General features: G+C 71.7%; 19 protein-coding genes and 1 riboswitch. Of the genes, 13 read left to right on the top strand and 6 right to left on the bottom strand.

The window, feature by feature from the left end; all coding sequences use genetic code 11:
• Positions 1-14: 14 nt before the first annotated feature.
• The 3 genes from ACWH95_RS10100 to ACWH95_RS10090 all read right to left on the bottom strand — a co-directional run bounded on the left by ACWH95_RS10100 (position 15) and on the right by ACWH95_RS10090 (position 3,725).
• Positions 15-770, bottom strand: a complete 756-nt coding sequence (locus ACWH95_RS10100; protein ID WP_136028501.1) for an ABC transporter permease — start codon at positions 768-770, stop codon at positions 15-17.
• A 2-nt stretch (positions 771-772) separates the two neighbouring features.
• Positions 773-1,771, bottom strand: a complete 999-nt coding sequence (locus ACWH95_RS10095; RefSeq protein WP_206251612.1) for an ABC transporter ATP-binding protein — start codon at positions 1,769-1,771, stop codon at positions 773-775.
• Positions 1,772-1,853: 82 nt separating this feature from the next.
• The gene (locus ACWH95_RS10090) at positions 1,854-3,725 is read right to left on the bottom strand and encodes an FAD-dependent monooxygenase (RefSeq protein ID WP_136028479.1); all 1,872 of its coding nucleotides are present in this window, start codon (positions 3,723-3,725) and stop codon (positions 1,854-1,856) included.
• Positions 3,726-3,876: 151 nt separating this feature from the next.
• Between ACWH95_RS10090 and ACWH95_RS10085 the strand changes: the two genes are divergently transcribed.
• Positions 3,877-4,587, top strand: coding sequence for an IclR family transcriptional regulator (locus ACWH95_RS10085; protein ID WP_206251614.1), 711 nt, complete (start codon positions 3,877-3,879; stop codon positions 4,585-4,587).
• Positions 4,588-4,860: 273 nt separating this feature from the next.
• Here ACWH95_RS10085 and ACWH95_RS10080 read toward each other — a convergent pair whose 3' ends face one another.
• Positions 4,861-6,240 carry an MFS transporter gene (locus ACWH95_RS10080; protein ID WP_136036963.1) on the bottom strand — a complete coding sequence of 460 codons (1,380 nt, stop codon included), beginning with the start codon at positions 6,238-6,240 and terminating at the stop codon, positions 4,861-4,863.
• Positions 6,241-6,365: 125 nt separating this feature from the next.
• On the opposite strand from ACWH95_RS10080, the gene ACWH95_RS10075 reads away from it, so the two are divergent.
• Genes ACWH95_RS10075 through ACWH95_RS10040 form a run of 8 tightly spaced genes read left to right on the top strand, consistent with a single transcriptional unit; the run spans position 6,366 to position 14,871 of the window.
• Positions 6,366-7,865 (top strand): fumarylacetoacetate hydrolase family protein, encoded by a 1,500-nt coding sequence (locus ACWH95_RS10075; RefSeq protein WP_136036962.1) that lies wholly within the window; start codon positions 6,366-6,368, stop codon positions 7,863-7,865.
• Complete coding sequence (locus ACWH95_RS10070; RefSeq protein ID WP_454120599.1) at positions 7,862-8,548, top strand: GntR family transcriptional regulator; 687 nt, start codon at positions 7,862-7,864, stop codon at positions 8,546-8,548. The genes ACWH95_RS10075 and ACWH95_RS10070 overlap by 4 nt, the downstream gene beginning before the upstream one ends.
• Entirely contained in the window at positions 8,545-10,044 is a 1,500-nt protein-coding gene (gene hpaE / locus ACWH95_RS10065; RefSeq protein WP_136033965.1) for a 5-carboxymethyl-2-hydroxymuconate semialdehyde dehydrogenase, read from the top strand. Before ACWH95_RS10070 ends, hpaE begins: the two co-directional genes overlap by 4 nt.
• A 28-nt stretch (positions 10,045-10,072) precedes the next feature.
• A complete protein-coding gene (hpaD, locus tag ACWH95_RS10060; RefSeq protein WP_136036961.1) occupies positions 10,073-11,239 on the top strand; it encodes a 3,4-dihydroxyphenylacetate 2,3-dioxygenase in 1,167 nt (388 codons plus the stop codon).
• Between the two features lie 9 nt (positions 11,240-11,248).
• Positions 11,249-12,034: a fumarylacetoacetate hydrolase family protein gene (locus tag ACWH95_RS10055; RefSeq protein ID WP_454120598.1), complete on the top strand. Its 786-nt coding sequence runs from the start codon at positions 11,249-11,251 to the stop codon at positions 12,032-12,034.
• A complete protein-coding gene (locus ACWH95_RS10050) occupies positions 12,019-12,819 on the top strand; it encodes an HpcH/HpaI aldolase family protein (protein ID WP_454120597.1) in 801 nt (266 codons plus the stop codon). The genes ACWH95_RS10055 and ACWH95_RS10050 overlap by 16 nt, the downstream gene beginning before the upstream one ends.
• 59 nt (positions 12,820-12,878) lie before the next feature.
• Positions 12,879-14,129, top strand: a complete 1,251-nt coding sequence (locus tag ACWH95_RS10045; RefSeq protein WP_454120596.1) for an MFS transporter — start codon at positions 12,879-12,881, stop codon at positions 14,127-14,129.
• Between the two features lie 22 nt (positions 14,130-14,151).
• Entirely contained in the window at positions 14,152-14,871 is a 720-nt protein-coding gene (locus tag ACWH95_RS10040; protein WP_136044387.1) for a DUF6882 domain-containing protein, read from the top strand.
• Positions 14,872-14,993: 122 nt separating this feature from the next.
• On the opposite strand, the gene ACWH95_RS10035 is transcribed toward ACWH95_RS10040, so the two are convergent.
• Both ACWH95_RS10035 and glyA read right to left on the bottom strand, forming a co-directional pair.
• Positions 14,994-15,872, bottom strand: a complete 879-nt coding sequence (locus ACWH95_RS10035; protein ID WP_136033953.1) for a bifunctional methylenetetrahydrofolate dehydrogenase/methenyltetrahydrofolate cyclohydrolase — start codon at positions 15,870-15,872, stop codon at positions 14,994-14,996.
• Between the two features lie 117 nt (positions 15,873-15,989).
• Complete coding sequence (gene glyA, locus ACWH95_RS10030; protein WP_136033951.1) at positions 15,990-17,264, bottom strand: serine hydroxymethyltransferase; 1,275 nt, start codon at positions 17,262-17,264, stop codon at positions 15,990-15,992.
• Between the two features lie 35 nt (positions 17,265-17,299).
• A riboswitch (ZMP/ZTP riboswitch) is annotated at positions 17,300-17,384 on the bottom strand.
• A 116-nt stretch (positions 17,385-17,500) separates the two neighbouring features.
• On the opposite strand from glyA, the gene ACWH95_RS10025 reads away from it, so the two are divergent.
• The 4 genes from ACWH95_RS10025 (at position 17,501) to ACWH95_RS10010 (ending at position 23,102) form a co-directional block, all read left to right on the top strand.
• Complete coding sequence (locus ACWH95_RS10025) at positions 17,501-19,012, top strand: beta-N-acetylhexosaminidase (RefSeq protein WP_378803488.1); 1,512 nt, start codon at positions 17,501-17,503, stop codon at positions 19,010-19,012.
• Positions 19,009-20,181 carry an N-acetylglucosamine-6-phosphate deacetylase gene (locus ACWH95_RS10020; RefSeq protein ID WP_378803487.1) on the top strand — a complete coding sequence of 391 codons (1,173 nt, stop codon included), beginning with the start codon at positions 19,009-19,011 and terminating at the stop codon, positions 20,179-20,181. The genes ACWH95_RS10025 and ACWH95_RS10020 overlap by 4 nt, the downstream gene beginning before the upstream one ends.
• Before the next feature lie 488 nt (positions 20,182-20,669).
• Complete coding sequence (locus ACWH95_RS10015; RefSeq protein ID WP_378803486.1) at positions 20,670-22,721, top strand: sigma-70 family RNA polymerase sigma factor; 2,052 nt, start codon at positions 20,670-20,672, stop codon at positions 22,719-22,721.
• Positions 22,722-22,730: 9 nt separating this feature from the next.
• Complete coding sequence (locus ACWH95_RS10010; RefSeq protein WP_136030984.1) at positions 22,731-23,102, top strand: YrdB family protein; 372 nt, start codon at positions 22,731-22,733, stop codon at positions 23,100-23,102.
• The last annotated feature ends 10 nt before the right edge of the window (positions 23,103-23,112 follow it).

Genomic DNA, 23,112 nt, shown 5'->3' with positions numbered 1-23,112 from the left:
TCGGCCGGCGCGGGTCACTGCCGCGCCCGGGAGCGCCGCATGCCCATCGCGACCAGCACCGCGAACACCGCGAGCCACACGGCCACGTTGAGGAAGAGCATCCACAGCGGGTCGGTCTGCCCGGTCGTCAGCACGCCCTCGGTGAGCGGCCAGCGGCTCAGCGCGACGAAGCCGTAGAGCGGCGTGAAGCGGGCGATGTCGAGCATCACCCCGTCGAGCGGCATGAACACGTTGCCGAAGAACGCGAAGAACGTCATCGAGATGGACGCGAGGGCGGCGGCCGAGTCGGAGCTGAAGAACAGGCCGACACCGAGACCGAACAGTCCGTACATGAGGCCGATGCCGAGGATGATGCCGGCGGTCGCGGCCCAGCGCCACCCGTCCTCGACCTCCGCGCCGGTGAGCATGCCGGCGACGAACACGGCCACGAGGGCCAGAGCCGCGAACGACACCGCGGTCAGCAGCTTCGTGAGCGCGTACCCCGCCGTGGTGAGCGGGGTCATCGCCAGCTGGCGCCCCCACCCCTGCTTGGCCTCGGTGGCGGCGAGAGACGTGAGCGAGCTCATCGCGACCGCCGTGCCGTAGGCGGCCATCGACGTCATGACGTAGAAGGAGACGTTGCCGTTCCCCGCGGACAGGGTGCCGTAGCCCATGCCCGCCCCGAAGAGCAGATACATGGCGACGGGCATCGCCAGGGTGAACGCGAGGGTGTACGGGTTGCGCAGCTGGCGGACGCCTTCGATGCGCAGCATGGTGGGTGAGACGAGCATGGTCAGTCCTCCGTGAGAGCGGTGAAGGCGGTCTCGAGCGTGGGCGCGGCGATCTCCAGGTCGTGCGCACCGCCGTCGAGCAGGATCCGGGCGGCCGCGTCGGAGTCGGTCGCGCGCAGGCTGAGGCGGTCCCCGTCCCGGCGCACCCCGGTCACGCCCTCGGCGGCGGCCACCGCGGCGAGGAGCGCCTCCGCGGTCCCCGGCGCGACGGTCGCGGCGACCGTGCGCTCCCCCAGGCTCGCGCGCAGCAGGGCGGTGGGGGCGTCGGCGACGACGGTGCCCCGGTGCATCACGACGGTGCGGCGGGCGAACTGCTCCGCCTCCTCCAGGTAGTGCGTGGCGAACACGATCGTGCGCCCGGCGTCCGCGTCGGCACGCATCACGTCCCAGAAGTGCCGGCGCGCGGTGACGTCCATCCCCGCGGTCGGCTCGTCCAGCACGAGGATGTCCGGGTCGGACACCATCGCGAGGGCGAACTTCACGCGTTGCTGCTCTCCCCCCGAGCACTTCGCGACCCGGCGGCGCGCGAGGCGCGTGAGGTCGGCCCTGGCCATCACGTCGCCCACCCGCGCGATCGCCTCTCCGCCGTGCAGCGAGGCGATGAGGCGCACGGTCTCGCCGACGGTGAGGTCGCCCAGCAGCCCGCCGGTCTGCAGCACCGCGCCGATCGCTCCGCTCGCGGTCGCCCGCTCCGGGGTCATGCCGAGGACCTGCACCGTCCCGCTGCTGGGGGCCGTGAGGCCGAGCAGCATGTCGAGCGTCGTGGTCTTGCCCGCGCCGTTGGGCCCGAGCAGTGCGACGACCTCTCCTCGGCGGATCGACAGGTCAACGCCGTCGACGGCCTGCACGCGGCGGTCGCCCGAGCCGTAGTGTCGGCGCACGTCGCGCAGCTCCAGCACGATCGGGGCGTCCGCGGGAGCGGCCGCAGGTTCGGTGTCGGGTCCGGGTGCCGGGCGAGGGGCGACCCGCATCGCCATCGCGCCCGCAGAGGTGTCGTTCATGCCTCCAGCCTCGCGTCCGCCCGGCCGCGGCGCCGGAGCCCGGTGTCATCTCCTCGACATGACACGTGTCATGCGGCGGACCTCAGCGCGCGGGGAGGAAGGCGCCCTCCAGGAAGCCCTCGAGCTCCGCCACCCCGTCGAGCGGGAAGATCGCGGCCACGTACTGGTCGGGGCGCACCACGACCACGACGCCGTCGCGGGACAGCTCGCGCGCCTCGAAGATGTCCGTCGCGCACCACTTGCTGGGACCGGCGGCGTACACCTTCTCCCAGTCGGTGAGCCCGAGGGGACCCGTCTTCGGCTGGAACAGCGCGGGGGCCGAGGTCACCTCGACCTCCTCGAACGGCTGCGGGTACACGGCCTTCACGTCGAACACCGCGTCCTCGTCGCCGTCGGCCGGGGTGAACCGCGCGAACACGGGTGCCGCGGCCTCGGCCCAGGCCGTGAGCGCCTCGCCCGTCCGGTCGCCGAAGGCGTAGACGCGCCACCGGCCGTCGGCCTTCGCGTGGTGTCCGAGGTGCACGACGTTGCCGTCCCCGACCCGCACGACCTCGGCGGACTTGAAGCGCTTGCCCAGCGGATACCCGACCGCGAGCTCCTGGTGCGCATCGGTGCCCGTGATCATGGAGCCCGTGTACTGCGTCATGAACCCGGAGGGGAACTCGGCCGTCGCGAGGTAGTACGTGGCCAGGTCGTTCGGGTCGGAGATCTCCTCGGGCTTGCGCGCCATGAGGCTCGACCACTCGCGGTCAAAGTCGATCAGCTGCTGCGCGACCGGCCGCCGCTCGGCGCCGTACGTGGCGAGCAAGGACTCGGGCGCGCGGCCGGTGAGCACGGAGCCGAGCTTCCAGCCGAGGTTGAAGCCGTCCTGCATCGAGACGTTCATGCCCTGGCCGGCCTTGGCGCTGTGCGTGTGGCAGGCGTCGCCGGTGAGGAACACGTGCGGCGTCCGCGACTCGCCCTCGTCCACGTCGTCGAAGCCGTCGGTCACGCGGTGCCCGACCTCGTAGACGCTGTGCCAGGCGACCTCGCGCACGTCGAGCGTGTAGGGGTGCAGGATCTCGTTCGCCCTGCGGATGATCTCCTCGATGGGCGTCTGGCGCACGCGGTGGTCGTCGTCGGCGGCGACCTCTCCCAGATCGATGTACATCCGGCTGAGGTAGCCGCCCTCGCGCGGGATGTGGAGGATGTTGCCCGCGGCCGAGTTGATGGCGCACTTGGTGCGCCAGTCCGGGAAGTCAGTGTTGACGAGCACGTCCATGACGCCCCAGGCGTGGGCGGCGCTGGCGCCGACGTGCGTGCGGCCGATCGCCTGGCGCACACCGCTGCGGGCGCCGTCGCAGCCGGCGACGTACTTCGCGCGGATCGTGCGCTCCTCGCCGGCGCGGTCGCCCGCGACGTAGCGGATCCCGACCTCGACGGGGTACTCGCCCTCGTCGTGCACGGTGAGCCCCGTGAACTCCACGCCGTAGTCGGGCGTGATGCGGCCAGGCCCGTTCGCCGCGGCCTCGGCGAAGTAGTCGAGCACGCGCGCCTGGTTGACGATCAGGTGCGGGAACTCGCAGATGTCGTAGGCGTAGTCGGCGGTGCGGGAGGTGCGCACGATGCGATCGCGGTGCTCGGGGTCGGGACCCCAGAAGTTCATCCAGCCGATGTTGTAGGCCTCGGCGATGATGCGCTCGGCGAACCCGAACGCCTGGAAGGTCTCGACGCTGCGCGGCTGGATGCCGTCGGCCTGGCCGAGCACGAGTCGCCCCTCGCGCTTCTCGATGAGGCGCGTGGAGACGTCGGGGTACTGCGACATCTGTGCCGCGAGGAGCATACCGGCGGGGCCGGACCCGACGATGAGCACGTCGATCTCGTCGGGGAGGTCGGCGGGGCGGTCGGTGCCGATCCCCGCGGCGTCCTGCACGCGGGGGTCTCCGGACACGTAGCCGTGGTGGTGGAACTGCATCGTCGTCGATTCCTTCCGGACGTCGCTGTCGGGTGTCGCTGTCGGGTGCTGCGGGGTCTTGCGTCCGAGACGAGCGTGTTCTATATTCGAACACACCGTTCTACTATTGAACACAGCCTAAACCGGCGCCGCGCGCGCCGCAAGGAGCCGCATGTCCGAGAGCCCGACCGCCGCGCCCGCCTCGCAGACGCTCAGCCGCGGGATCCGCATCCTGGAGGTGCTGTCCGACGCACGCCATGCGCTCACGATCGACGAGATCGCCGCGCGGCTCGACGTGCACCGCTCGATCGCCTACCGCCTCCTGCGCACCCTAGAGGACCACGGGCTCGTCAACCGCGACGCGGCGGGCGCCGTCAGCCTCGGCGCACGCATGGCCGCCCTCGCCGCCGGCGTGGCGCACGACCTGCAGGCCGAGGCGCTGCCCGAGCTCACCGCGATCGCCAACGAGCTCGGCATGACGTGCTTCCTCGCGGTGCTCGACGGCACCGACTGCATCACCCTCGCGAGCGTCGAGCCGCGGCACGCGGTGGCCAGCGTCGCTCAGCGCCCCGGCGCCCGGCACCCGGTGACGGTGGGCGCCCCCGGCAAGGCGATCCTGGCGCAGCTCCCGGTCACCGAGCGGCCGGACGGCATCTCCCCCGCGCTGCGACGCGAGGTCGAGGCCGCCGCGGAGCGCGGGTACGCCACGAGCCACGACGAGGTCATCCCCACCGTGCAGGCCGTCGCCGTGCCGCTGGTGCTGCGCGGGCAGCGCCCGTGCGCGATCGCCGTCGTGCACGTGGCGACCGACCTCGACGACGCCGACATCGCCGCCCGCCTGCAACGCTCCGCCGCCGTGATCCGCGAGGCCCTCGACGGCTGATCCCACCCGGGGCTCACGCCCGCCGCATCCTCGGATCGATCGCCGCGCACCGGCGCGCGATGGCGCCCTCGCCCCGCGAGGGAGAACGCACGGCACCGGCGCGCGAGGGAGAACGCACGGCACCGCGCGCGCGAGCGAGAACGCCCGGCACCGGGCACGCGCGAGAGGGCGCACGGCACCGGGCACGCGCGAGAGGGCGCACCGCACCGGCCATGCGAACGGGCGCCCCGTCGCCGTCCGGCAACGGGGCGCCCGCAGGATCGATCCTCGGCGTCAGGCCTTCGCGAGACCGCGGATCGGGCTGACCGCCTGCTCCTCCTCGTGATCCGGCCCCAGCGGGATGCCGGAGCGGTCTCGCAGCAGGAGCGTCGCGATCAGACCCAGCAGGGTCATGCCCACGAGGTACCAGGTGACGCCCGCGGTCGAACCGGTCTCCGCGACGATCGCGGTGGCGATCAGGGGCGCGAACGCGCCGCCCGCGATGGCCCCGATCGCGTACGAGATCGAGACGCCGGAGAAGCGGATGCTCGCCGGGAACAGCTCGGTGTAGAGCGCGGCCTGCGGACCGTACGTGAAGCCGAGCCCGATCGTGAGGATCGCGAGCCCGGCGAACAGCAGGCCGATCTCGCCGGTGTTCACGAGCGGGAAGAGCGTGAACACGCCGACCAGCTGCAGCACCCAGCCGATGAGGTAGGTGGTGCGACGGCCGAGGCGGTCGGACACCCAGCCCGCCAGCAGCGTCGTGAGCAGCCAGGTCACCGCCGAGCCGGTGACGGCCCACAGCACGGGTCCGCGCTCGAGGCCGATCGGGCCCTCCGGGTTGGTGGCGTAGCCCTGGATGTAGCCGCCCGTGGTCATGTAGCCGACCGCGTTGTTGCCGGCGAAGACGAGCGCCGCGATGATCACGAGCAGCGCGTGCTTGCGGAACAGCTGCACGATGGGCATCTTCGCCTTCTCCTTGCGCTCGGCGAGCTCGGCGAAGACCGGGCTCTCCTCCACGCGGCGGCGCACGTAGTAGCCGACGAGGATCAGCACCACGCTGAGCAGGAACGGCACGCGCCAGCCCCACGCGAGGAACTGGTCGCCGGGGGCGATCGCCGTCATGAGCGCCATGACGCCGGAGGCGAGCAGCAGTCCGAGCGGCACACCGATCTGCGGCGAGGCGCCGAAGATGCCGCGCTTCTTGCGCGGGGCGTGCTCGACGGCCATCAGCACTGCGCCACCCCACTCGCCACCGGCCGAGATGCCCTGCACGATGCGCAGCAGCACGAGCAGGATCGGTGCCATCACGCCGATGGTCTCGTAGGTCGGCAGTACACCGATCAGCGCGGTCGCGGCGCCCATGAGGATGAGCGTCCACATGAGCACGGCCTTGCGCCCGAGCTTGTCGCCGAAGTGGCCGGCGAGGAACGCGCCGAGCGGACGGAACAGGAAGCTGACGCCGACCGTGGCGAAGCCGACCAGGGCGCTGTTGGCGCCGAGCGGCGCGAAGAAGAGCTGTCCGAAGACGAGCCCGACCGCCGTGGCGTAGATGAAGAAGTCGTACCACTCGACGGTGGTCCCGACGACGGTGGCGAACACGACGCGGCGCCGGTCGGCCGCCGTCGCGATGGTTCCGGTGGGCGTGAACCCATCCTGTGACTGCCCGCTCATGGGGTGTCTCCTTTGCTTGTGACCGCATTGTCACGGCGTGCGCGGACGTGAATCCGATGTGCTTGCCGAGGGGTGACACGATGATATATGATTTCGGATACGACGCACAACGCGTCCGGCACGACATGCACCGAGCGCGAGGAGGCGCCCCCGTGACGGAACCCATCACCCGCCCCGGCAAGATCATCGCGATCCACCTGAGCTACGCGTCCCGCGCCGACCAGCGCGGCCGCCGCCCCGCCGCTCCCTCCTACTTCTTCAAGCCCGCCAGCTCGGTCGGCGTCTCCGGCGGCACGGTCGAGCGCCCGGCCGGCACCGAGCTGCTCGCCTTCGAGGGCGAGATCGCTCTCGTGATCGGCACCGCGGCGCGCCACGTCTCGCTCGCCGATGCGTGGGACCACGTCGGCGCGGTCACCGCGTCGAACGACCTGGGCCTGTACGACCTGCGCGCGAACGACAAGGGCTCCAACGTCCGCTCCAAGGGCGGCGACGGCTACACGCCCCTGGGCCCCGAGCTCATCGACGCCCGCACGGTCGATCCCGCCGCTCTCCGCGTGCGCACCTGGGTCAACGGCGAGCTCCGGCAGGACGACACCACCGCCGGACTGATCTTCCCGCTCGCCCAGCTCGTCGCCGACCTGTCGCAGCACTTCACCCTCGAGCCCGGCGACGTGATCCTCACCGGCACCCCGGCGGGCTCGTCCGTGATCGTGCCGGGCGACGTGGTCGAGGTCGAGGTCGACGCGCCGGACGCGCCCGGCGCTCCGAGCTCCGGCCGCCTGGTGACCACGGTGACGCAGGGCGAGGTGCCGTTCGACCGCGACCTCGGCTCCCTTCCCGCCGTCGACGACCTGCAGCGCACCGAGGCGTGGGGCTCCCGCGAGGAGGCGGGCCTGCCGCCGGAAGAGGACACACCCACGCTCACGCCCGAGCTGCGCGCCCAGCTGCTCGAGGCTCCGACCGCCGGGCTGTCGGCTCAGCTGCGCAAGCGCGGCCACCACTCCTGCTTCATCGACGGCGTCTCGGCGAACCTCCCCGGCACCAAGATCGTCGGCACCGCGAAGACGCTGCGCTTCGTGCCGTTCCGCGAAGACCTGTTCCGTTCGCACGGCGGCGGATACAACGCCCAGAAGCGCGCGTTCGACGCGGTCGCCGAGGGCGAGGTCATCGTGATCGAGGCCCGGGGCGACGCCACCACCGGCACGCTGGGCGACATCCTCGCGCTGCGGGCGCAGAATCGCGGGGCCGCGGGCGTCGTGACCGACGGCGGCGTGCGCGACTTCGACGCGGTCGCCGAGATCGGGCTCCCCGTGTTCTCGCAGGGCGCGCACCCCTCGGTGCTCGGCCGCAAGCACGTGCCGTGGGACGTCGATGTGACCATCTCGTGCGGCGGCGCGACCGTGCAGCCCGGCGACATCATCGTGGGCGACGGCGACGGCGTGATCGTGATCCCGCCGGCTCTGGCGGCCGAGGTCGCCGCCGACGCGATCGCGCAGGAGGTCGAGGACGCCTGGATCGCCGAGCAGGTCGCCGCCGGCCACCCGGTCGACGGTCTCTTCCCGCTGAACGCCGAGTGGCGCGCCCGCTACGAGCAGGCCACCGGGGCCGGGAAGGACCAGCGGTGAGCACGGTCGAGAGCGCGAGCAAGTCGGAGCAGGCGTACGCCTGGATCCGCTCGCGCATCTCCGCGCACACCTACGGCCCTGGCTACCGCCTGGTGCTCGGCCCGATCGCCGACGAGCTGGGCATGAGCGTGGTGCCGGTGCGCGAGGCCATCCGCCGACTGGAGGCCGAGGGGCTCGTGACGTTCGAGCGGAACGTGGGCGCCCGGGTGACCCTCGTCGACGAGGGCGAGTACGCCCACACGATGCAGACGCTCGGGCTGGTGGAGGGCGCGGCGACCGCGCTGTCCGCTCCCCTGCTCGACGCCGACGCCCTCGCCGAGGCCGCCGAGGTCAACAACCGCATGGCCCGGCTGCTCGACCACTTCGACCCGCACGCGTTCACGGAGCTGAACCGCCAGTTCCACTCGGTGCTGTTCGAGCCGTGCCCCAACCCGCACCTGCTCGACCTCGTGCACCGCGGCTGGGCCCGGCTGTCCGGCATCCGTGACTCCACGTTCGCCTACGTGCCCGGCCGTGCGCACCACTCCGTGGACGAGCACGCCCAGATCCTCGAGCTGATCCGCGACGGCGCCGAGCCGCTGGAGATCGAGCTCGCCGCCCGCAACCACCGCTGGCGCACGAGGGACGCGTTCCTCGATGCGCTGCACACCCGTTCCGTCCCCGCCGAAGGAGAAGCATCATGACCGACTCCCGCATCCCCGCCGACCTGCCCGACCACATCCAGCACTACATCGACGGCTCCTTCGTCGACTCTGTCGACGGCGACACGTTCGACGTGCTCGACCCGGTGACGAACCAGACCTACACCACGGCCGCCGCCGGCAAGAAGGCCGACATCGACCTCGCCGTCGCCGCCGCCAAGCGCGCTTTCGACGAGGGGCCCTGGCCGCGCATGCTCCCCCGCGAGCGCTCGCGCGTTCTGCACCGCATCGCCGACATCGTCGAGTCGCGCGACGCCCGCCTCGCCGAGCTGGAGTCGTACGACTCGGGTCTGCCGATCACGCAGGCGCTGGGTCAGGCCCGCCGCGCCGCCGAGAACTTCCGCTTCTTCGCCGACCTGATCGTGGCGCAGGCCGACGACGCGTTCAAGGTGCCCGGCAAGCAGATGAACTACGTCAACCGCAAGCCGATCGGCGTCGCCGGGCTCATCACCCCGTGGAACACGCCGTTCATGCTCGAGTCGTGGAAGCTGGGTCCCGCGCTCGCGACCGGCAACACGGTCGTGCTGAAGCCGGCCGAGTTCACGCCGCTGTCCGCCTCGCTGTGGGCGGGGATCTTCGAGGAGGCCGGGCTGCCGCAGGGCGTGTTCAACCTCGTCAACGGCCTGGGTGAAGACGCGGGTGACGCCCTCGTGAAGCACCCCGACGTGCCGCTCATCTCGTTCACGGGCGAGAGCCGCACCGGGCAGATCATCTTCGGGAACGCCGCTCCGTTCCTCAAGGGACTGTCGATGGAGCTCGGCGGCAAGTCGCCCGCCGTGGTGTTCGCCGACGCCGACCTGGAGGCCGCGGTCGACGCGACCATCTTCGGCGTCTTCTCCCTCAACGGCGAGCGCTGCACCGCCGGGTCGCGCATCATCGTCGAGCGGTCGATCTACGACGAGTTCGTGGAGCGCTACGCCGCCCAGGCGAAGCGCGTGAAGGTGGGCTACCCGCACGACCCCGCGACCGAGGTCGGCGCGCTCGTTCACCCCGAGCACTACGACAAGGTCATGAGCTACGTCGAGATCGGCAAGTCCGAGGGGCGTCTGGTCGCCGGTGGCGGCCGCCCCGAGGGCTTCGAGGAGGGCAACTTCGTCGCGCCGACCGTGTTCGCCGATGTCTCCCCCGACGCCCGCATCTTCCAGGAGGAGATCTTCGGCCCGGTGGTCGCCATCACCCCGTTCGACTCCGACGAGGAGGCGCTCGCGCTCGCGAACAACACCAAGTACGGGCTCGCGGCGTACATCTGGACCAACGACCTCAAGCGCGCGCACACGTTCGCGCAGTCGGTCGAGGCGGGCATGGTGTGGCTGAACAGCAACAACGTGCGCGACCTGCGCACCCCGTTCGGCGGGGTGAAGGCGTCGGGCCTCGGCCACGAGGGCGGCTACCGCTCGATCGACTTCTACACCGACCAGCAGAGCGTGCACATCACGCTCGCCTCCACGCCCCACAACCCGACCTTCGGCAAGAACTGACACCCGTCGCACGAGCAAGGACGCTGACATGACCGACAAGACCAAGAAGACGCTGACCTCCTCGGGGTACTACGTGAGCCAGGAGGCTCCGATCGAGTCCGACAACCCCGTCGCGACGCCGAAGAGCACCCCGCCCGACATCCTGCGCTGCGCGTACATGGAGCTCGTGGTGACCGACCTAGCCGCCTCGCGCCAGTTCTACGTCGACATCCTCGGCCTGTACGTGACCGAGGAGGACGACGAGGCCATCTACCTGCGCTCCACCGAGGAGTTCATCCACCACAACCTGGTGCTGCGCCAGGGCCCGATCGCCGCGGTGGCCGCGTTCTCGTACCGGGTGCGTTCGGCCGAGGACCTCGACCGCGCCGTGGAGTTCTACACCGAGCTCGGCTGCGACGTGCGCCGCAAGGAGGACGGGTTCGTGAAGGGCATCGGCGACTCCGTGCGCGTGGTCGACCCGCTCGGCTTCCCGTACGAGTTCTTCTTCGCCACCGACCACGTCGAGCGCCTGTCCTGGCGGTACGACCTGCACACCCCGGGTGAGCTCGTGCGCCTCGACCACTTCAACCAGGTCACCCCGGACGTGCCGCGCGCCGTGCGCCACTACCAGGACCTCGGCTTCCGCGTGACGGAGGACATCCAGGACGACGAGGGCACCGTGTACGCCGCGTGGATGCGCCGCAAGCCCACCGTGCACGACACCGCCGCGACCGGCGGTGACGGCCCGCGCATGCACCACGTCGCCTTCGCGACGCACGAGAAGCACAACATCCTCGCGATCTGCGACAAGCTCGGCGCGCTCCGCCGCTCCGACGCGATCGAGCGGGGCCCCGGCCGTCACGGCGTCTCGAACGCGTTCTACCTCTACCTGCGCGACCCCGACGGCCACCGCGTCGAGATCTACACGCAGGACTACTACACGGGCGACCCCGACAACCCCGTGGTCACGTGGGACGTGCACGACAACCAGCGCCGCGACTGGTGGGGCACCCCGGTCGTGCCGTCCTGGTACACCGACGCGTCGCTCGTGCTCGACCTCGACGGCAACCCGCAGCCGGTCGTCGCCCGCACGGACTCCAGCGAGATGGCGGTCACGATCGGCGCCGACGGCTTCTCGTACACGCGTGCCGACGAGGGCGAGGGCTCGATGCCCGAGTACAAGCAGGGCGAGTACAAGCTGGGCCACCAGCTCTAGGGGGCACGGATGCTGTCTGAGGAGACGATCGCGCAGATCGCGGCGGAGCTCGCCGAGGCCGACCGCACGCACGGCGTGATCCCGCGCATCACCGCGCGGTACCCGGAGGCCACCGTCGAGGACTCCTACGCGATCCAGGGCGTGTGGCGCGACTCGCAGGTCGCGGCGGGGCGCCGGCTGGTGGGCCGCAAGATCGGGCTGACCTCGAAGGCTATGCAGCAGGCGACGGGCATCACCGAGCCCGACTACGGCGTCATGTTCGACGACACCGTCTACGAGTCCGGCGCCGAGATCCCGACCGCGCACTTCTCGAACGTGCGCATCGAGGTCGAGCTCGCCTTCGTGCTGAAGGAACCCCTGGAGGGTCCGGACTGCACGCTGGACGACGCCCTGGCCGCGATCGACTACGCGGTCCCCGCGCTGGAGGTGCTCAACTCGCACATCGAGCTGGAGGGCCGCACGATTGTCGACACGATCAGCGACAACGCCGCCTACGGGGCGATGGTGCTGGGGACCGTGCGCAAGCGCCCCGATGCGATCGATCTGCGCTGGGTGCCGGGTGTGCTGTCGCGCAACGGCGAGATCGAGGAGACGGGCGTGGCCGCCGGCGTCCTCGGGCACCCCGCCACCGGCGTCGCGTGGCTCGCGAACAAGTTCCACCAGCACGGCGCGCGGCTGGAGCCTGGCGAGATCATCCTGGCAGGATCGTTCACGCGCCCGATGTGGGTGTCGCGCGGCGACGAGGTGCTGTGCGACTACGGACCGATGGGAACCATCACATGCCGCTTTGTCTAGCCCCGTCGTTCCGCGCACAGCTCGCGGAGTCCGACCGGCCGTTCGTGGGGATGTGGGTGTGCTCCGGCAGCCCGCTGCTCGCCGAGGTGGCGGCGGGCTCCGGCCTGGACTGGCTCCTGATCGACATGGAGCACTCTGCCAACACGCTCGAGTCGGTGCTCCTCCAGCTCCAGGCGGTCGCGGCGTACCCGGTCACCCCGCTCGTGCGAGCCCCCTTCAACGATGCGGTCGCGCTGAAGCAGATCCTCGACCTCGGCGCGCAGAATCTGATCGTGCCGATGGTCTCGTCCGCCGAGGAGGCCCGCGCCGCCGTGTCCGCGACCCGCTACCCGCCGGAGGGGGTGCGCGGCGTCGGCAGCGCCCTGGCCCGCAGCGCCCGGTGGAACCGCGTCGAGCGGTACCTGCAGGAGTCGGCGCAGCACACCTCGCTCACGGTGCAGATCGAGACGACCGCGGGGGTGGAGGCCGCGGCCGACATCGCGGCGGTCGACGGCGTCGATGCCGTGTTCGTCGGCCCGTCCGACCTGTCCGCGTCGATGGGGCTGCTCGGCCAGCAGACGCATCCCGACGTGGTCGCCGCGGTGGAGCGGGTGTTCGCGGCCGTGCACGACGCCGGGAAGCCGGTGGGCGTGAACGCGTTCGACCCCGCCGCGGCCGACGCCTACCTCGCGGCGGGCGCGGACTTCGTGGCGGTGGGCGCCGACGTGGCGCTGCTCGCCCGGGCGTCCGAGGCACTGGCCACGCGCTTCATCGGCACGGACGGCACACCGCGCTCCAGCTACTGACCCGCCGCGCCGCGTGATCCGTGGCAGGATGACTCGGTGCACAGCAGCGAGGCGTCCCGATGATCCGCGGTCTCGCGGCGATGCAGGACCGCAACTTCCGCTGGTTCTTCCTGGCGCGGGCGATCACGATGATCACCGGCTCGATGTCGTCGATCGCGCTGGCCTTCGCGGTGCTGGAGATCGACAACGACGCCCGGTCGCTGTCAATCGTGCTGGCCGCGTTCACCGTCAGCAACATCGTGTTCGTGCTGTTCGGCGGGGTCATCGCCGACCGCCTGCCGCGCGCGCTCATCATCCAGTCCTGCTACGTCGTCGACATCCTGTCGATCGGCGCGATGGCCGCCCTGCTCTTCACCGGCACCGCGACGGTCCCCCTGCTGGCGATCCTGTCGGTGGTCAACGGCGCCTCCACCGCGTTCGTGCTCCCGGCGATGCAGGGCATCATCCCGCAGCTGACCACCCCGAAGCACCTGCAGCAGGCGAACGCGATGCTGTCGTTCGTGCGGTCGGCCGTCACGATCGGCGGACCGGTGATCGCGGGTGTCGTGGTCGCGGCCGCCGGTCCCGCGTGGGCCATGGTGGTGCAGGCTGCGGGCTGGCTGGTCGCGATCCCGGTCCTCGCGCTCGTGAAGCTGCCTCCGCCCGCCGCGGAGGGCGGCACCACGATGTTCCACGACCTGCGGATCGGGTGGCACGAGTTCTGGAGCCGCAGTTGGCTGTGGACCATCGTGCTGGCCTTCATGATCATGAACGCGATCCACGTCGGGGCGTGGGGGGTGGTGGGGCCCTACATCGCGAAGAACGACGACCGGCTCGGCATCACCGGCTGGGGGTGGGTGCTCAGCGCGGAGGGCGTCGGGGTGCTGCTGATGACGCTGCTGCTGATGTGGGTGCCGCTGCGGCGTCCGCTGCGCTACGGGATGATCGGGATGGCCGCGTTCGCGATCCCGCTCTCCGTGCTCGGCGTGCATCCCGGGGTGGTGCTGCTGGCGATGGCCGCGTTCCTCGCGGGGGCCGGAGCCGAGGTGTTCGCGACGGGCTGGAACCTCGCGATGATGGAGAACGTGCCCGGCGAGAAGCTCTCGCGCGTCGCCAGCTACGACATGCTGGGCAGCTTCGTGGTGATGCCGATCGGCACGCTCGTGTACGGCTGGCTGATCACCCAGGCCGATCCGGCCACCGTGCTGATCGCGTCCGGCGCGGTGTACGGCACGATCGCCCTCGCGACGCTCGCGGTCCCCAGCGTCTGGCGGATGGGACGACCGGCGGCGGCGGTCGCTCCGGCCCGCGCCGAGGTGGCGGATTCATAGCAATCACGGGGAGACTGGGGGCATGACCTTCGCCGCCCTCCAGCCGCTCGCCGACCGTGCCGCCCTGTTCACCGCGCTCCGCCAGGACGCCCTCTCCGCGGCTGCCGATGCGCTCGGCGAGCACCGCTGGGATGCCGACCTGACTGCGGGCACGCTCACGTTCACGGCGAACGCGGATCCCACGCGGCAGCTGGTGACCCGCGCCCACCTGATCGCGACGATCGCCCCGGGGCCGCGCTCGCTGCTGTGGGCGTGGGCGCACCCGCAGGGCGACCCCCAGGGTGTCGCGGCCCAGCTGCGCGCGTACGGCACCGAGCACGGGGTCGCCGAGCTGACCTCCCCCGAGGTGCCGTTCCCGGCCGAGGCCTCGGGCGACGCAGACTGGATCGCGCAGGCGGCGCACACGATCGGCGGGGTCGCGGTCGAGCTGACCGGGCGCTCCCCGTACTACTCCGCGCCGGTCGACGGCGGCACGCGCGCGGTGTTCCTCCTCGACGCACCGCTGGCGCCGCTCACGGTGGCCGACGCCGTGGTCGCGCTCCCCCGCGTGCTCTCCGGCGCGGCGCTGCCCGACGCCCGGACGTCGGTGTGGGACCTCGCCCGTCTGGCCGGCTGGACGCTCACGTGGACCGACGAGGCGTTCTCCGGTGCGACCGTGGTCGACACGAGCGGCACCGCGACGTTCCGTTTCGACGAGCAGGCGCGCATCAGCGGCGTCGAGAGCTCGCTGCACGGTCGCTGAGCCCCGTCTCCTCCCGCCTGCACCGTCTCCTCGCACCGCCTCGTCCCGCCGCGGGATGGAAAAGGCGCCCCTCCCGGCCGGGTGGGGCGCCTTCTCGATCCCGCGGTGACGGGCCGCCGGTGTCAGACCGCGCGCTCGGCGGCTTCGACCACGTTGGTCATGAGCAGCGCCACCGTCATCGGTCCGACGCCGCCGGGGTTGGGCGACAGATAGCCGGCGACCTCCGCCACATCGGGCGCGACATCGCCGAACACCAGGCTCTTGCCCGTCTCCGGGTCGGTCTCGCGGGTCACGCCCACGTCGAGCACGGCGGCGCCCGGCTTCACGTCCTCGGCGCGGATGAGGTGCTTCACGCCCGCGGCGGCCACGATCACGTCGGCCTCCCGCAGGTAGCGCGGCATGTCGACCGTGCCGGTGTGGGTGAGCGTGACGGTGGCGTTGAGGTCGCGGCGGGTCAGCAGCAGCCCGATCGAGCGGCCGATCGTGACGCCGCGGCCGACCACCACCACGTGCTTCCCCTTCAGGTCGTAGTCGTTGCGCAGCAGCAGCTCGATCACCCCGCGCGGCGTGCACGGCAGCGGCGTGTGGATGGGCGCGTTGACGTTGAGCACGAGCCGGCCGAGGTTGGTCGGGTGCAGGCCGTCGGCGTCCTTCGCCGGGTCGATCCGCTCCAGGATGGCGTCGGTGTCGAGGTGCTTCGGCAGCGGGAGCTGCACGATGTAGCCGTGGCAGGCGGGGTCGGCGTTGAGCTCGTCGATCAGCGCCTCGACGTCCTCCTGGGTCGCGTCGGCGGGCAGCTCGCGCTGGATCGAGTTCATGCCGATCGCCTCGGACTGCCGGTGCTTCATGCCGACGTACAGCTGCGAGGCCGGGTCGGCACCGACGAGCACGGTCGCGATGCCCGGCGTGATCCCGCGCTCCTTCAGTGCGGCGACCCGCTCGGTCAGCTCGGCCCGGATCTCGGCCGCGGCGGCCTTGCCGTCCAGGATCTTCGCGGTCATGTGATTCCTCTTCTTCTCTCCCCTCCCGCCGGGTGCAGGGCTTCCCGTCGAGTGCACGCCCCGCTCGCGTGAGCAGGCCGTGCACTCGGCAGGATCCGGTGCGCTCGGCGCGAGGGACTACTGCTGCAGGTCGGGGTAGAGCGGGAAGGCGGCGGCGAGCGCGTCCACGCGGGCGCGCAGGGCCTCCACGTCGGCGCCGGGCAGCAGCGCGAGCGCGATGATGTCGGCCACCTCGGTGAACTCCGCGTCGCCGAAGCCGCGCGTCGCGAGCGCCGGGGTGCCGATGCGCAGGCCCGAGGTCACCATCGGCGGACGCGGGTCGTTCGGCACGGCGTTGCGGTTCACGGTGATGTGGATGTCGTGCAGGAGGTCTTCCGCCTGCTTGCCGTCGATCTCCGCGTCGCGCAGGTCGACCAGCACGAGGTGCACGTCGGTGCCGCCGGAGCGCACGGCGATGCCCGCGTCCTGCACGTCCTGCTGCGACAGGCGCTCGGCGATGAGGGCGGCGCCGCGGAGCACACGCTCCTGCCGCTCCTTGAACTCGGGGGTGCCGGCGAGCTTGAACGCGGTGGCCTTGGCGGCGATCACGTGCATGAGCGGACCGCCCTGCTGGCCCGGGAACACCGCGCTGTTGATCTTCTTGGCGATGTCGGCGTCGTTCGTCAGGATGAAGCCGGAGCGGGGGCCGCCGATCGTCTTGTGCACGGTCGAGGAGACGACGTGCGCGTGCGGGACCGGGTTGGGGTGCAGACCCGCGGCGACGAGGCCGGCGAAGTGCGCCATGTCGACCCACAGCACCGCACCGACCTCGTCGGCGATCGCGCGGAAGGCCGCGAAGTCCATCGTGCGCGGGTACGCCGACCAGCCGGCGATGATCACCTTCGGCTTGTGCTCGAGCGCGAGGCGACGCACCTCGTCCATGTCGATGGTCGAGGTCTCGGGGTTCACGCCGTAGGCGACGATGTCGTACAGGCGGCCGGAGAAGTTGATCTTCATGCCGTGCGTGAGGTGCCCGCCCTGGTCGAGCGAGAGGCCCAGGAGCGTGTCGCCGGGGCGGGCGATCGCGTGCAGCACGGCCGCGTTGGCGGACGCGCCGGAGTGCGGCTGGACGTTGGCGAACTCGGCACCGAAGAGGCTCTTGGCCCGCTCGATCGCCAGCGATTCGGCGACGTCGACCTCTTCGCACCCGCCGTAGTAGCGGCGGCCCGGGTAGCCCTCGGCGTACTTGTTGGTCAGCACGGAGCCCTGCGACTGCAGCACCGAGACGGGGACGAAGTTCTCCGAGGCGATCATCTCGAGGAAGGTCTGCTGACGCTTCAGCTCGCGGTCGAGGACCTGGGCGATCTCCGGGTCGACCTCGGCGAGCGGGGCGTTGAAGTAACGGTCGGTCATGACGTGCTCCTTTGACGACGGATTCGAGGGGTGTTCGCATCGGCCCAGGCGCGCGGTCGAATTCCGTGGTCAGTCGCTCCCCGGTGGTAGTCCACCCAGACGCCAGTCGCGACGATTACGAGCATAGCGGATCAGCGGAGCGGGACAGCGCGCTGCCGGCGGGTGCCCGACCGGCCACGCAGAATCGTTTCGATTCCGCTGTTCCCCCGGGCGTCCGCGGCCGATAGGTTTTGTTCATGGTCCTTCCTCTCGAGCTCCCCCTCGTGCCCGCCCCCGCCTCCGCCACCGTCGGCGACGGCCGCCTCGCGATAACCTCCACGTCCCGCATCCAGGGCTCCTCCCCCGCCGCCGCGCAGCTCGCCGCCGCGGTCGAGCGCCGCACCGGCCTGCGGCTGGAAACGGCCGCCGAAGGGCCGGCCGACATCGAGCTGCGCCTCGACAGCGGTGTCGCGGCTGCCGAGGGGTACACGCTGCGGATCGACGACCGCGCGGTGGTCACCGGCGCCGACGAGGCCGGGCTGTTCTACGGCGTCCAGACGCTGCTGCAGCTGCTGCGCGAGGACGCCGGAGGCTGGGCGCTGCCGCACGTGGAGATCGCCGACGCCCCACGGTTCGCGCGCAGGGGCGTGATGCTCGACGTGGCGCGCCACTTCTTCGGCGTCGACGACGTGAAGCGCTTCATCGACAGCACGAGCGCCCTGAAGTACAACCACCTCCACCTGCACCTGAGCGACGACCAGGGCTGGCGGGTGCACATCGACGCCTGGCCGCTGCTGACCGAGCGTGCGGCCACGACCTCGGTCGACGGTCACCCCGGCGGCTTCTACACGAAGGACGACTACCGCGAGATCGTCGCCTACGCCGCGACGCGGCACATGATCGTGATCCCCGAGATCGACCTGCCGGGACACACGCACGCGATCGGCGTCGCCTATCCGGAGCTCGTCGAGGAGCCGGTGCTGAACGACGCCCTCGTCGCCGACTCCGAGCGGCTCGGGCAGCCGCTCCCGGTCGCCGGCGAGACGTATCTCGGATGGGGCGTCGGCCACTCCAGCGTGCGCATCCACGAGGAGCGCACCTACGACTTCGTGCGCGACGTCGTCCGGGAGCTCGCCGAGATGACGCCCGGTCCGTACATCCACATCGGCGGCGACGAGTCGCTCGGCACCCCGCAGGCCGACTTCGACCTGTTCGCCGAGCGCGCGACGGCGATCGTGGTCGCGGAGGGCAAGACCCCCGTCGCCTGGCACGAGATGGGCTCCGCCGCGAACATCGCCGAGGGGACCGTCGGACAGTACTGGGGCAAGACCACGCCGGAGGGCACGCACGCGGCGGAGGCCGCGCACTTCGTCGAGCGCGGTGGCGCGCTGATCATGTCCGCCGCGAACGTGACCTACCTCGACATGAAGTACACCGAGGACTTCCCGCTGGGGCTCACGTGGGCGGCGATCATCGACGTCCGCTCCGCCTACGAGTGGGAGCCGACCGCGGTGCTCGACGTGCCGGAGTCCGCGATCCTCGGCGTGGAGGCGCCCCTGTGGTCGGAGACCACCCGCACGCTCGACGAGGTCGAGCAGCTGGTGTTCCCCCGCGCGGCGGCCCAGGCCGAGGTCGCGTGGTCCCCGCGCGAGGGTGCCGGTCGGAGCTGGGAGTCGTTCCGGGCGCGGGTCGGACGACTCGCGCCGCTGTGGAAGGCTGAGGGGGTCGATTTCCACCCCGCCGCTGACATCCCCTGGAGCGAACGTTGACCACCCACTCCTCCGCGACCGGCTCGCTGGTCGTCCACTCCGCCCGCATCGTCGACCGCGGTGAGGTCACCGACGACGGATGGGTCCGCATCGAGAACGGCGTCGTCGTCTCGCGCGGCACCGGGTCGGAGTGGGAGTCCGCGGACCAGGTGGTCGACGCGGCGGAGGCCGCAGGTCCCGACGCCGTGCTGACCCCCGGCTTCATCGACATCCACGGCCACGGCGGCGCCGGTGCCGCGTACGACGACGGCATCGACGCGATCCGGACCGGGCGCGACCTGCACCGCGCGCACGGCACGACCCGCGCCGTCATCTCGCTGGTGACCGGAACGCTGGACGCACTGGCGGAGAGCGTCGCGACCATCGCCGACCTCACCGAGACCGACGTCGACGTGCTCGGCTCGCACCTCGAGGGCCCGTTCCTCGACCCCGGCCACCACGGCGCGCACGAGCCGTCGCTGCTGCGCCACCCCTCCGAGCGGGACGTCGCCCGGCTGCTGGACGCGGGGCGCGGCACCGTGCGCCAGGTGACGATCGCGCCGGAGCTGCCGGGTGGGCTGGACGCCGTGCGGCAGATCGTCGCCTCCGGAGCGGCGGCCGCCGTGGGGCACACCGACGCCGACGCCGACATGGCGATCGCGGCGTTCGAGGCGGGAGCGTCGATCCTCACCCACGCGTTCAACGCGATGAACGGCATCCACCACCGCGCCCCTGGCCCCGTGCTCGCCGCGGCCGCCGATCACCGGGTGATCCTCGAGGCGATCGCGGACGACATCCACCTCGACCCCGCTGTCGTGAAGCTCGTGTTCGACGCGGCGCCGACCAGGGTCGCGCTGATCACCGACGCCATGGCCGCCGCGGGCAGCGCCGACGGGCAGTACGACCTCGGCGCCGTTCGCGTGACGGTCCTCGACGGGGTGGCGCGCGCCGACGACACGGGCTCGATCGCCGGGTCGACGCTCACGCAGGATGTGGCACTGCAGCGCGCCGTACGCGCGGGGGTGCCCCTGACCGAGGCGGTGCGCGCGCTCACCGAGACACCGGCGAGGGCCGTCGGACGGCACACGCGTCTCGGCGCGCTGCGCGCGGGCATGCTCGGCGACGCCGTGCTGCTCGATGCGAGGCTGCGCGTCGCGCGGGTCTGGACGGGCCACGCACTGTCCGCCTAGAAGGACAGCACTCCGCGCGACGCGCAGCGCTGCGGCCTCCGATCGAACAGGTCGTGACACCCGCCGGACTCCCCAGATCGGCGGCTGTCTCTCCCGTAGAGCGGGATGGTGGGCCGCCGTTCTCCCCAGATCGGCGGCCCGTTCCCTCCCGTGTCGAGCGGGCGGGGCCGAGGGCTCCTCCCCCGAGGACCTCGACCCTTCCCCTGATGCAGAACCCCCCGCATCAGAGCCTGAACTCCGCCCCCCGGTGGAGTTCGCATGGCTGTCTCTACGGGATGAGACGAAGCGATCTCCAGTTCATTACGCGACTTCGGAAAAAGTTTTCGGGGCTGGATGCCGAATGACAGAACCCGATGGATCTCCTTCGAACAGAGCACGAAGGGGTGGCCTTATCAGGACTTTCGCGGGACAATCGTCGTACCGCGTAATAAGACGCGCGCTCGCGCGTCTCTTCCCCTGAGGGCCGATCCGCGCCCCGGGACAGATGGATGATTGTGCACCGAGAGAACACCACACCTGACGAGCCCATCGGCGATGCCGACCTGATCCTCCGCACCCGCTCCGGCGACACGACGGCGTTCGGCGAACTCTGGAAGCGTCACTACCCGTCCGGCATCGCCGTCGCACGATCGGTGACCTCGTCGATCGACCCGGACGATCTGGTGCAGGAGGCGTACACCCGCATCTACCAGGCGATCGCCAAGGGCGGTGGGCCCAACGGGTCGTTCCGCGCCTACCTGTTCACGAGCATCCGCAACACCGCCGCCGCGTGGGGACGCTCGCGCCGCGAGACCGCGATCGACGAGCTCGACACGGTGGCCGACCCGAGCAGCACCGAGAACGCCTCCAACGAGGCGCTCGACCGCAGCCTGACGGCGCAGGCATTCCGCAGCCTTCCCTCGCGCTGGCAGGAAGTGCTCTGGTACACCGAGATCGAGCAGATGAAGCCGCAGGAGGTCGCACCGCTGCTCGGCATGAAGGCGGGCGCCGTCTCCCAGCTCGCGTTCCGCGCGCGCGAGGGTCTGCGCGAGGCGTGGATCCAGGCGCACCTGCGCAGCGCGACCCCCGGGTCGGACTGCCAGTGGACGATCGAGCACCTCGGCGCGTACTCCCGCGGCAACCTCGGCACGCGCGACCACAAGCGCCTCGAACTCCACCTCGACGAGTGCGCGCGCTGCATGATCGTCGCCGCCGAGGCCAAGGACGTCTCGATGCGCCTCGCGCTCGTCATGCTGCCGCTGGTGCTCGGCGTCGCGGGTGCCGGTGGCTACCTCGCGACCCTGCAGGGCGGTAGCGCTCCGATCGTCGCGATGGCGGCCATGCCGTCGAGCATCGCCGGCGGCGTGCTGGTCGGCGATGGCGGGGCGGGGCACGCGGCAACGGGTGTCGCCGCGTCCGGCTCCGGCGCGTCCGGTGGGTCCGGCTCCGCGGGAGGCAGCAGCGCCGGCGGTGGAAGCGCGAGCACCGGAGGGGCGTTCACGGGCATGGGAGCGCTGGTCGGCGCGGGGTCGGCCGCACTGGTGGTCGCCGGGGTCGTCACCGCTGCCGCGATCGTTCCCGGTCTCGCCGGCGCCAGTCCCGCGACGTCGCTCCCGAGCGCCGCGGACGGCGACTCCTCGATCACGACCGACATCGCGCCCGACACGTCGCTCGGGCTCGACGAGCCCATCGTGATCGAGGCGCCCGCGGAGGAACCTCCCGCTCCTCCGGCCGCCGAGGCGCCGACACCGCAGCCGACCGAGCAGTCCGGCACCGTCGTCGTCCCGTCGGCGCAACCCGTCGCACCGATCGCGCCGCCCGAGCAGGTGGACCCGACCGACCCCACCGACCCGACCGATCCGACCGACCCCACGGACCCGACCGATCCCACGGACCCCACGGACCCGACCGATCCCACGGACCCGGTCGAGCCCGCGAAGCCGACGGAGGGGCCGCGGTGGAGCGCCGCGACCCTCTCCTTCACCGGGATCCAGCTGCACTACACGGTGCCCGTCTCCGGAGCCCCGGGTCTCCAGGTGGAGGCGCTGATCGACGGCGCCACCGGTGGCGGCGACAGCATCACGCTGGATGATGCCGGCACGGGGACCATCGATCTCCGCCCGACCGCGCGTCAGCTGTGGAACGCGGACACCACCACGGTCACCTTCCGCTACGTGTTCCCGGACGGACCGGGGGCCTCGACAGACACCACGCTGCTGTCCCTCGCGCTCGAGACGCCCGTCGTCCCGGAGCAGCCCGCCGAGGACACCGCGCCCGTCGGCGACACGACGGCCGCGGCGGATGCGGCCGTCGTCCCCGACGAGACAGCGTCCGCTCCGGCACCGGCTGACGCGGAGCCCGCTCCGGCCGAGCCCGCTCCGGCCCCCGTCGAGCCCGCACCGGCCCCCGTCGAGCCCGCACCGGCCCCCGTCGAGCCCGCGTCGGTTCCGGCCCCGGTCGAGGCTGCACCGGCCGAGGCTGCACCGGCTCCCGTCGAGGCCGTCGCGACCCTCTCCGAGCCCGTCGCTGCGGCGGCAGAGGGCTCGACGATCGCCGAATAGACTGGAGTCATGACTCCGGATCCCGCCCCCGTCCCCGGCGTCGAACGTCAGGCGCTGACCGCGCTCGACCTCGTGCGCGTCGTCGTCCTGATCGCGGCGATCGCCTCTCTCGCCCTGTGGGGCTTCGCGAGCTGGGACCTGCCGTGGAACATCGTGATCGGCATCGGCGCGCCGGTCACGGCCCTGCTGCTGTGGGCACTGTTCCTGTCGCCCCGCCCCGTGCTGCGCGTGCACCCGTTCCTGCGTGCGCTGGTCGAACTGCTCATCTACGTGGGCGTGACGATCGCGTGGTGGTCCATGGGCCAGGCCCTGATCGGCACCGCCTTCGCCCTCGTCGCCGTGGTCGCCGGTGTTCTGAGCGGTCGCCGCGCCCTGACGTGAACTCGCCGTC

The sequence above is a fragment of the Microbacterium sp. NPDC055502 genome (genome assembly GCF_053643635.1).
The sequence above is the reverse complement of the archived record's forward strand: the minus strand, read 5'-3'. Positions and strand labels throughout refer to the sequence as shown.

Bases quoted from the DNA above. Each gene is read 5' to 3' on its own strand.
- ACWH95_RS10085 (WP_206251614.1), top strand. From the start codon at position 3,877: ATGTCCGAGAGCCCGACCGCCGCGCCCGCCTCGCAGACGCTCAGCCGC.
- ACWH95_RS10050 (WP_454120597.1), top strand. From the start codon at position 12,019: ATGCCGCTTTGTCTAGCCCCGTCGTTCCGCGCACAGCTCGCGGAGTCC.
- ACWH95_RS10025 (WP_378803488.1), top strand. From the start codon at position 17,501: ATGGTCCTTCCTCTCGAGCTCCCCCTCGTGCCCGCCCCCGCCTCCGCC.
- ACWH95_RS10100 (WP_136028501.1), bottom strand. From the start codon at position 770: ATGCTCGTCTCACCCACCATGCTGCGCATCGAAGGCGTCCGCCAGCTG.
- ACWH95_RS10010 (WP_136030984.1), top strand. From the start codon at position 22,731: ATGACTCCGGATCCCGCCCCCGTCCCCGGCGTCGAACGTCAGGCGCTG.
- ACWH95_RS10040 (WP_136044387.1), top strand. From the start codon at position 14,152: ATGACCTTCGCCGCCCTCCAGCCGCTCGCCGACCGTGCCGCCCTGTTC.
- ACWH95_RS10055 (WP_454120598.1), top strand. From the start codon at position 11,249: ATGCTGTCTGAGGAGACGATCGCGCAGATCGCGGCGGAGCTCGCCGAG.
- ACWH95_RS10080 (WP_136036963.1), bottom strand. From the start codon at position 6,240: ATGAGCGGGCAGTCACAGGATGGGTTCACGCCCACCGGAACCATCGCG.
- ACWH95_RS10015 (WP_378803486.1), top strand. From the start codon at position 20,670: ATGATTGTGCACCGAGAGAACACCACACCTGACGAGCCCATCGGCGAT.
- ACWH95_RS10090 (WP_136028479.1), bottom strand. From the start codon at position 3,725: ATGCAGTTCCACCACCACGGCTACGTGTCCGGAGACCCCCGCGTGCAG.
- ACWH95_RS10035 (WP_136033953.1), bottom strand. From the start codon at position 15,872: ATGACCGCGAAGATCCTGGACGGCAAGGCCGCCGCGGCCGAGATCCGG.
- ACWH95_RS10045 (WP_454120596.1), top strand. From the start codon at position 12,879: ATGATCCGCGGTCTCGCGGCGATGCAGGACCGCAACTTCCGCTGGTTC.
- hpaE (WP_136033965.1), top strand. From the start codon at position 8,545: ATGACCGACTCCCGCATCCCCGCCGACCTGCCCGACCACATCCAGCAC.
- glyA (WP_136033951.1), bottom strand. From the start codon at position 17,264: ATGACCGACCGTTACTTCAACGCCCCGCTCGCCGAGGTCGACCCGGAG.
- ACWH95_RS10095 (WP_206251612.1), bottom strand. From the start codon at position 1,771: ATGAACGACACCTCTGCGGGCGCGATGGCGATGCGGGTCGCCCCTCGC.
- hpaD (WP_136036961.1), top strand. From the start codon at position 10,073: ATGACCGACAAGACCAAGAAGACGCTGACCTCCTCGGGGTACTACGTG.
- ACWH95_RS10075 (WP_136036962.1), top strand. From the start codon at position 6,366: ATGCACCGAGCGCGAGGAGGCGCCCCCGTGACGGAACCCATCACCCGC.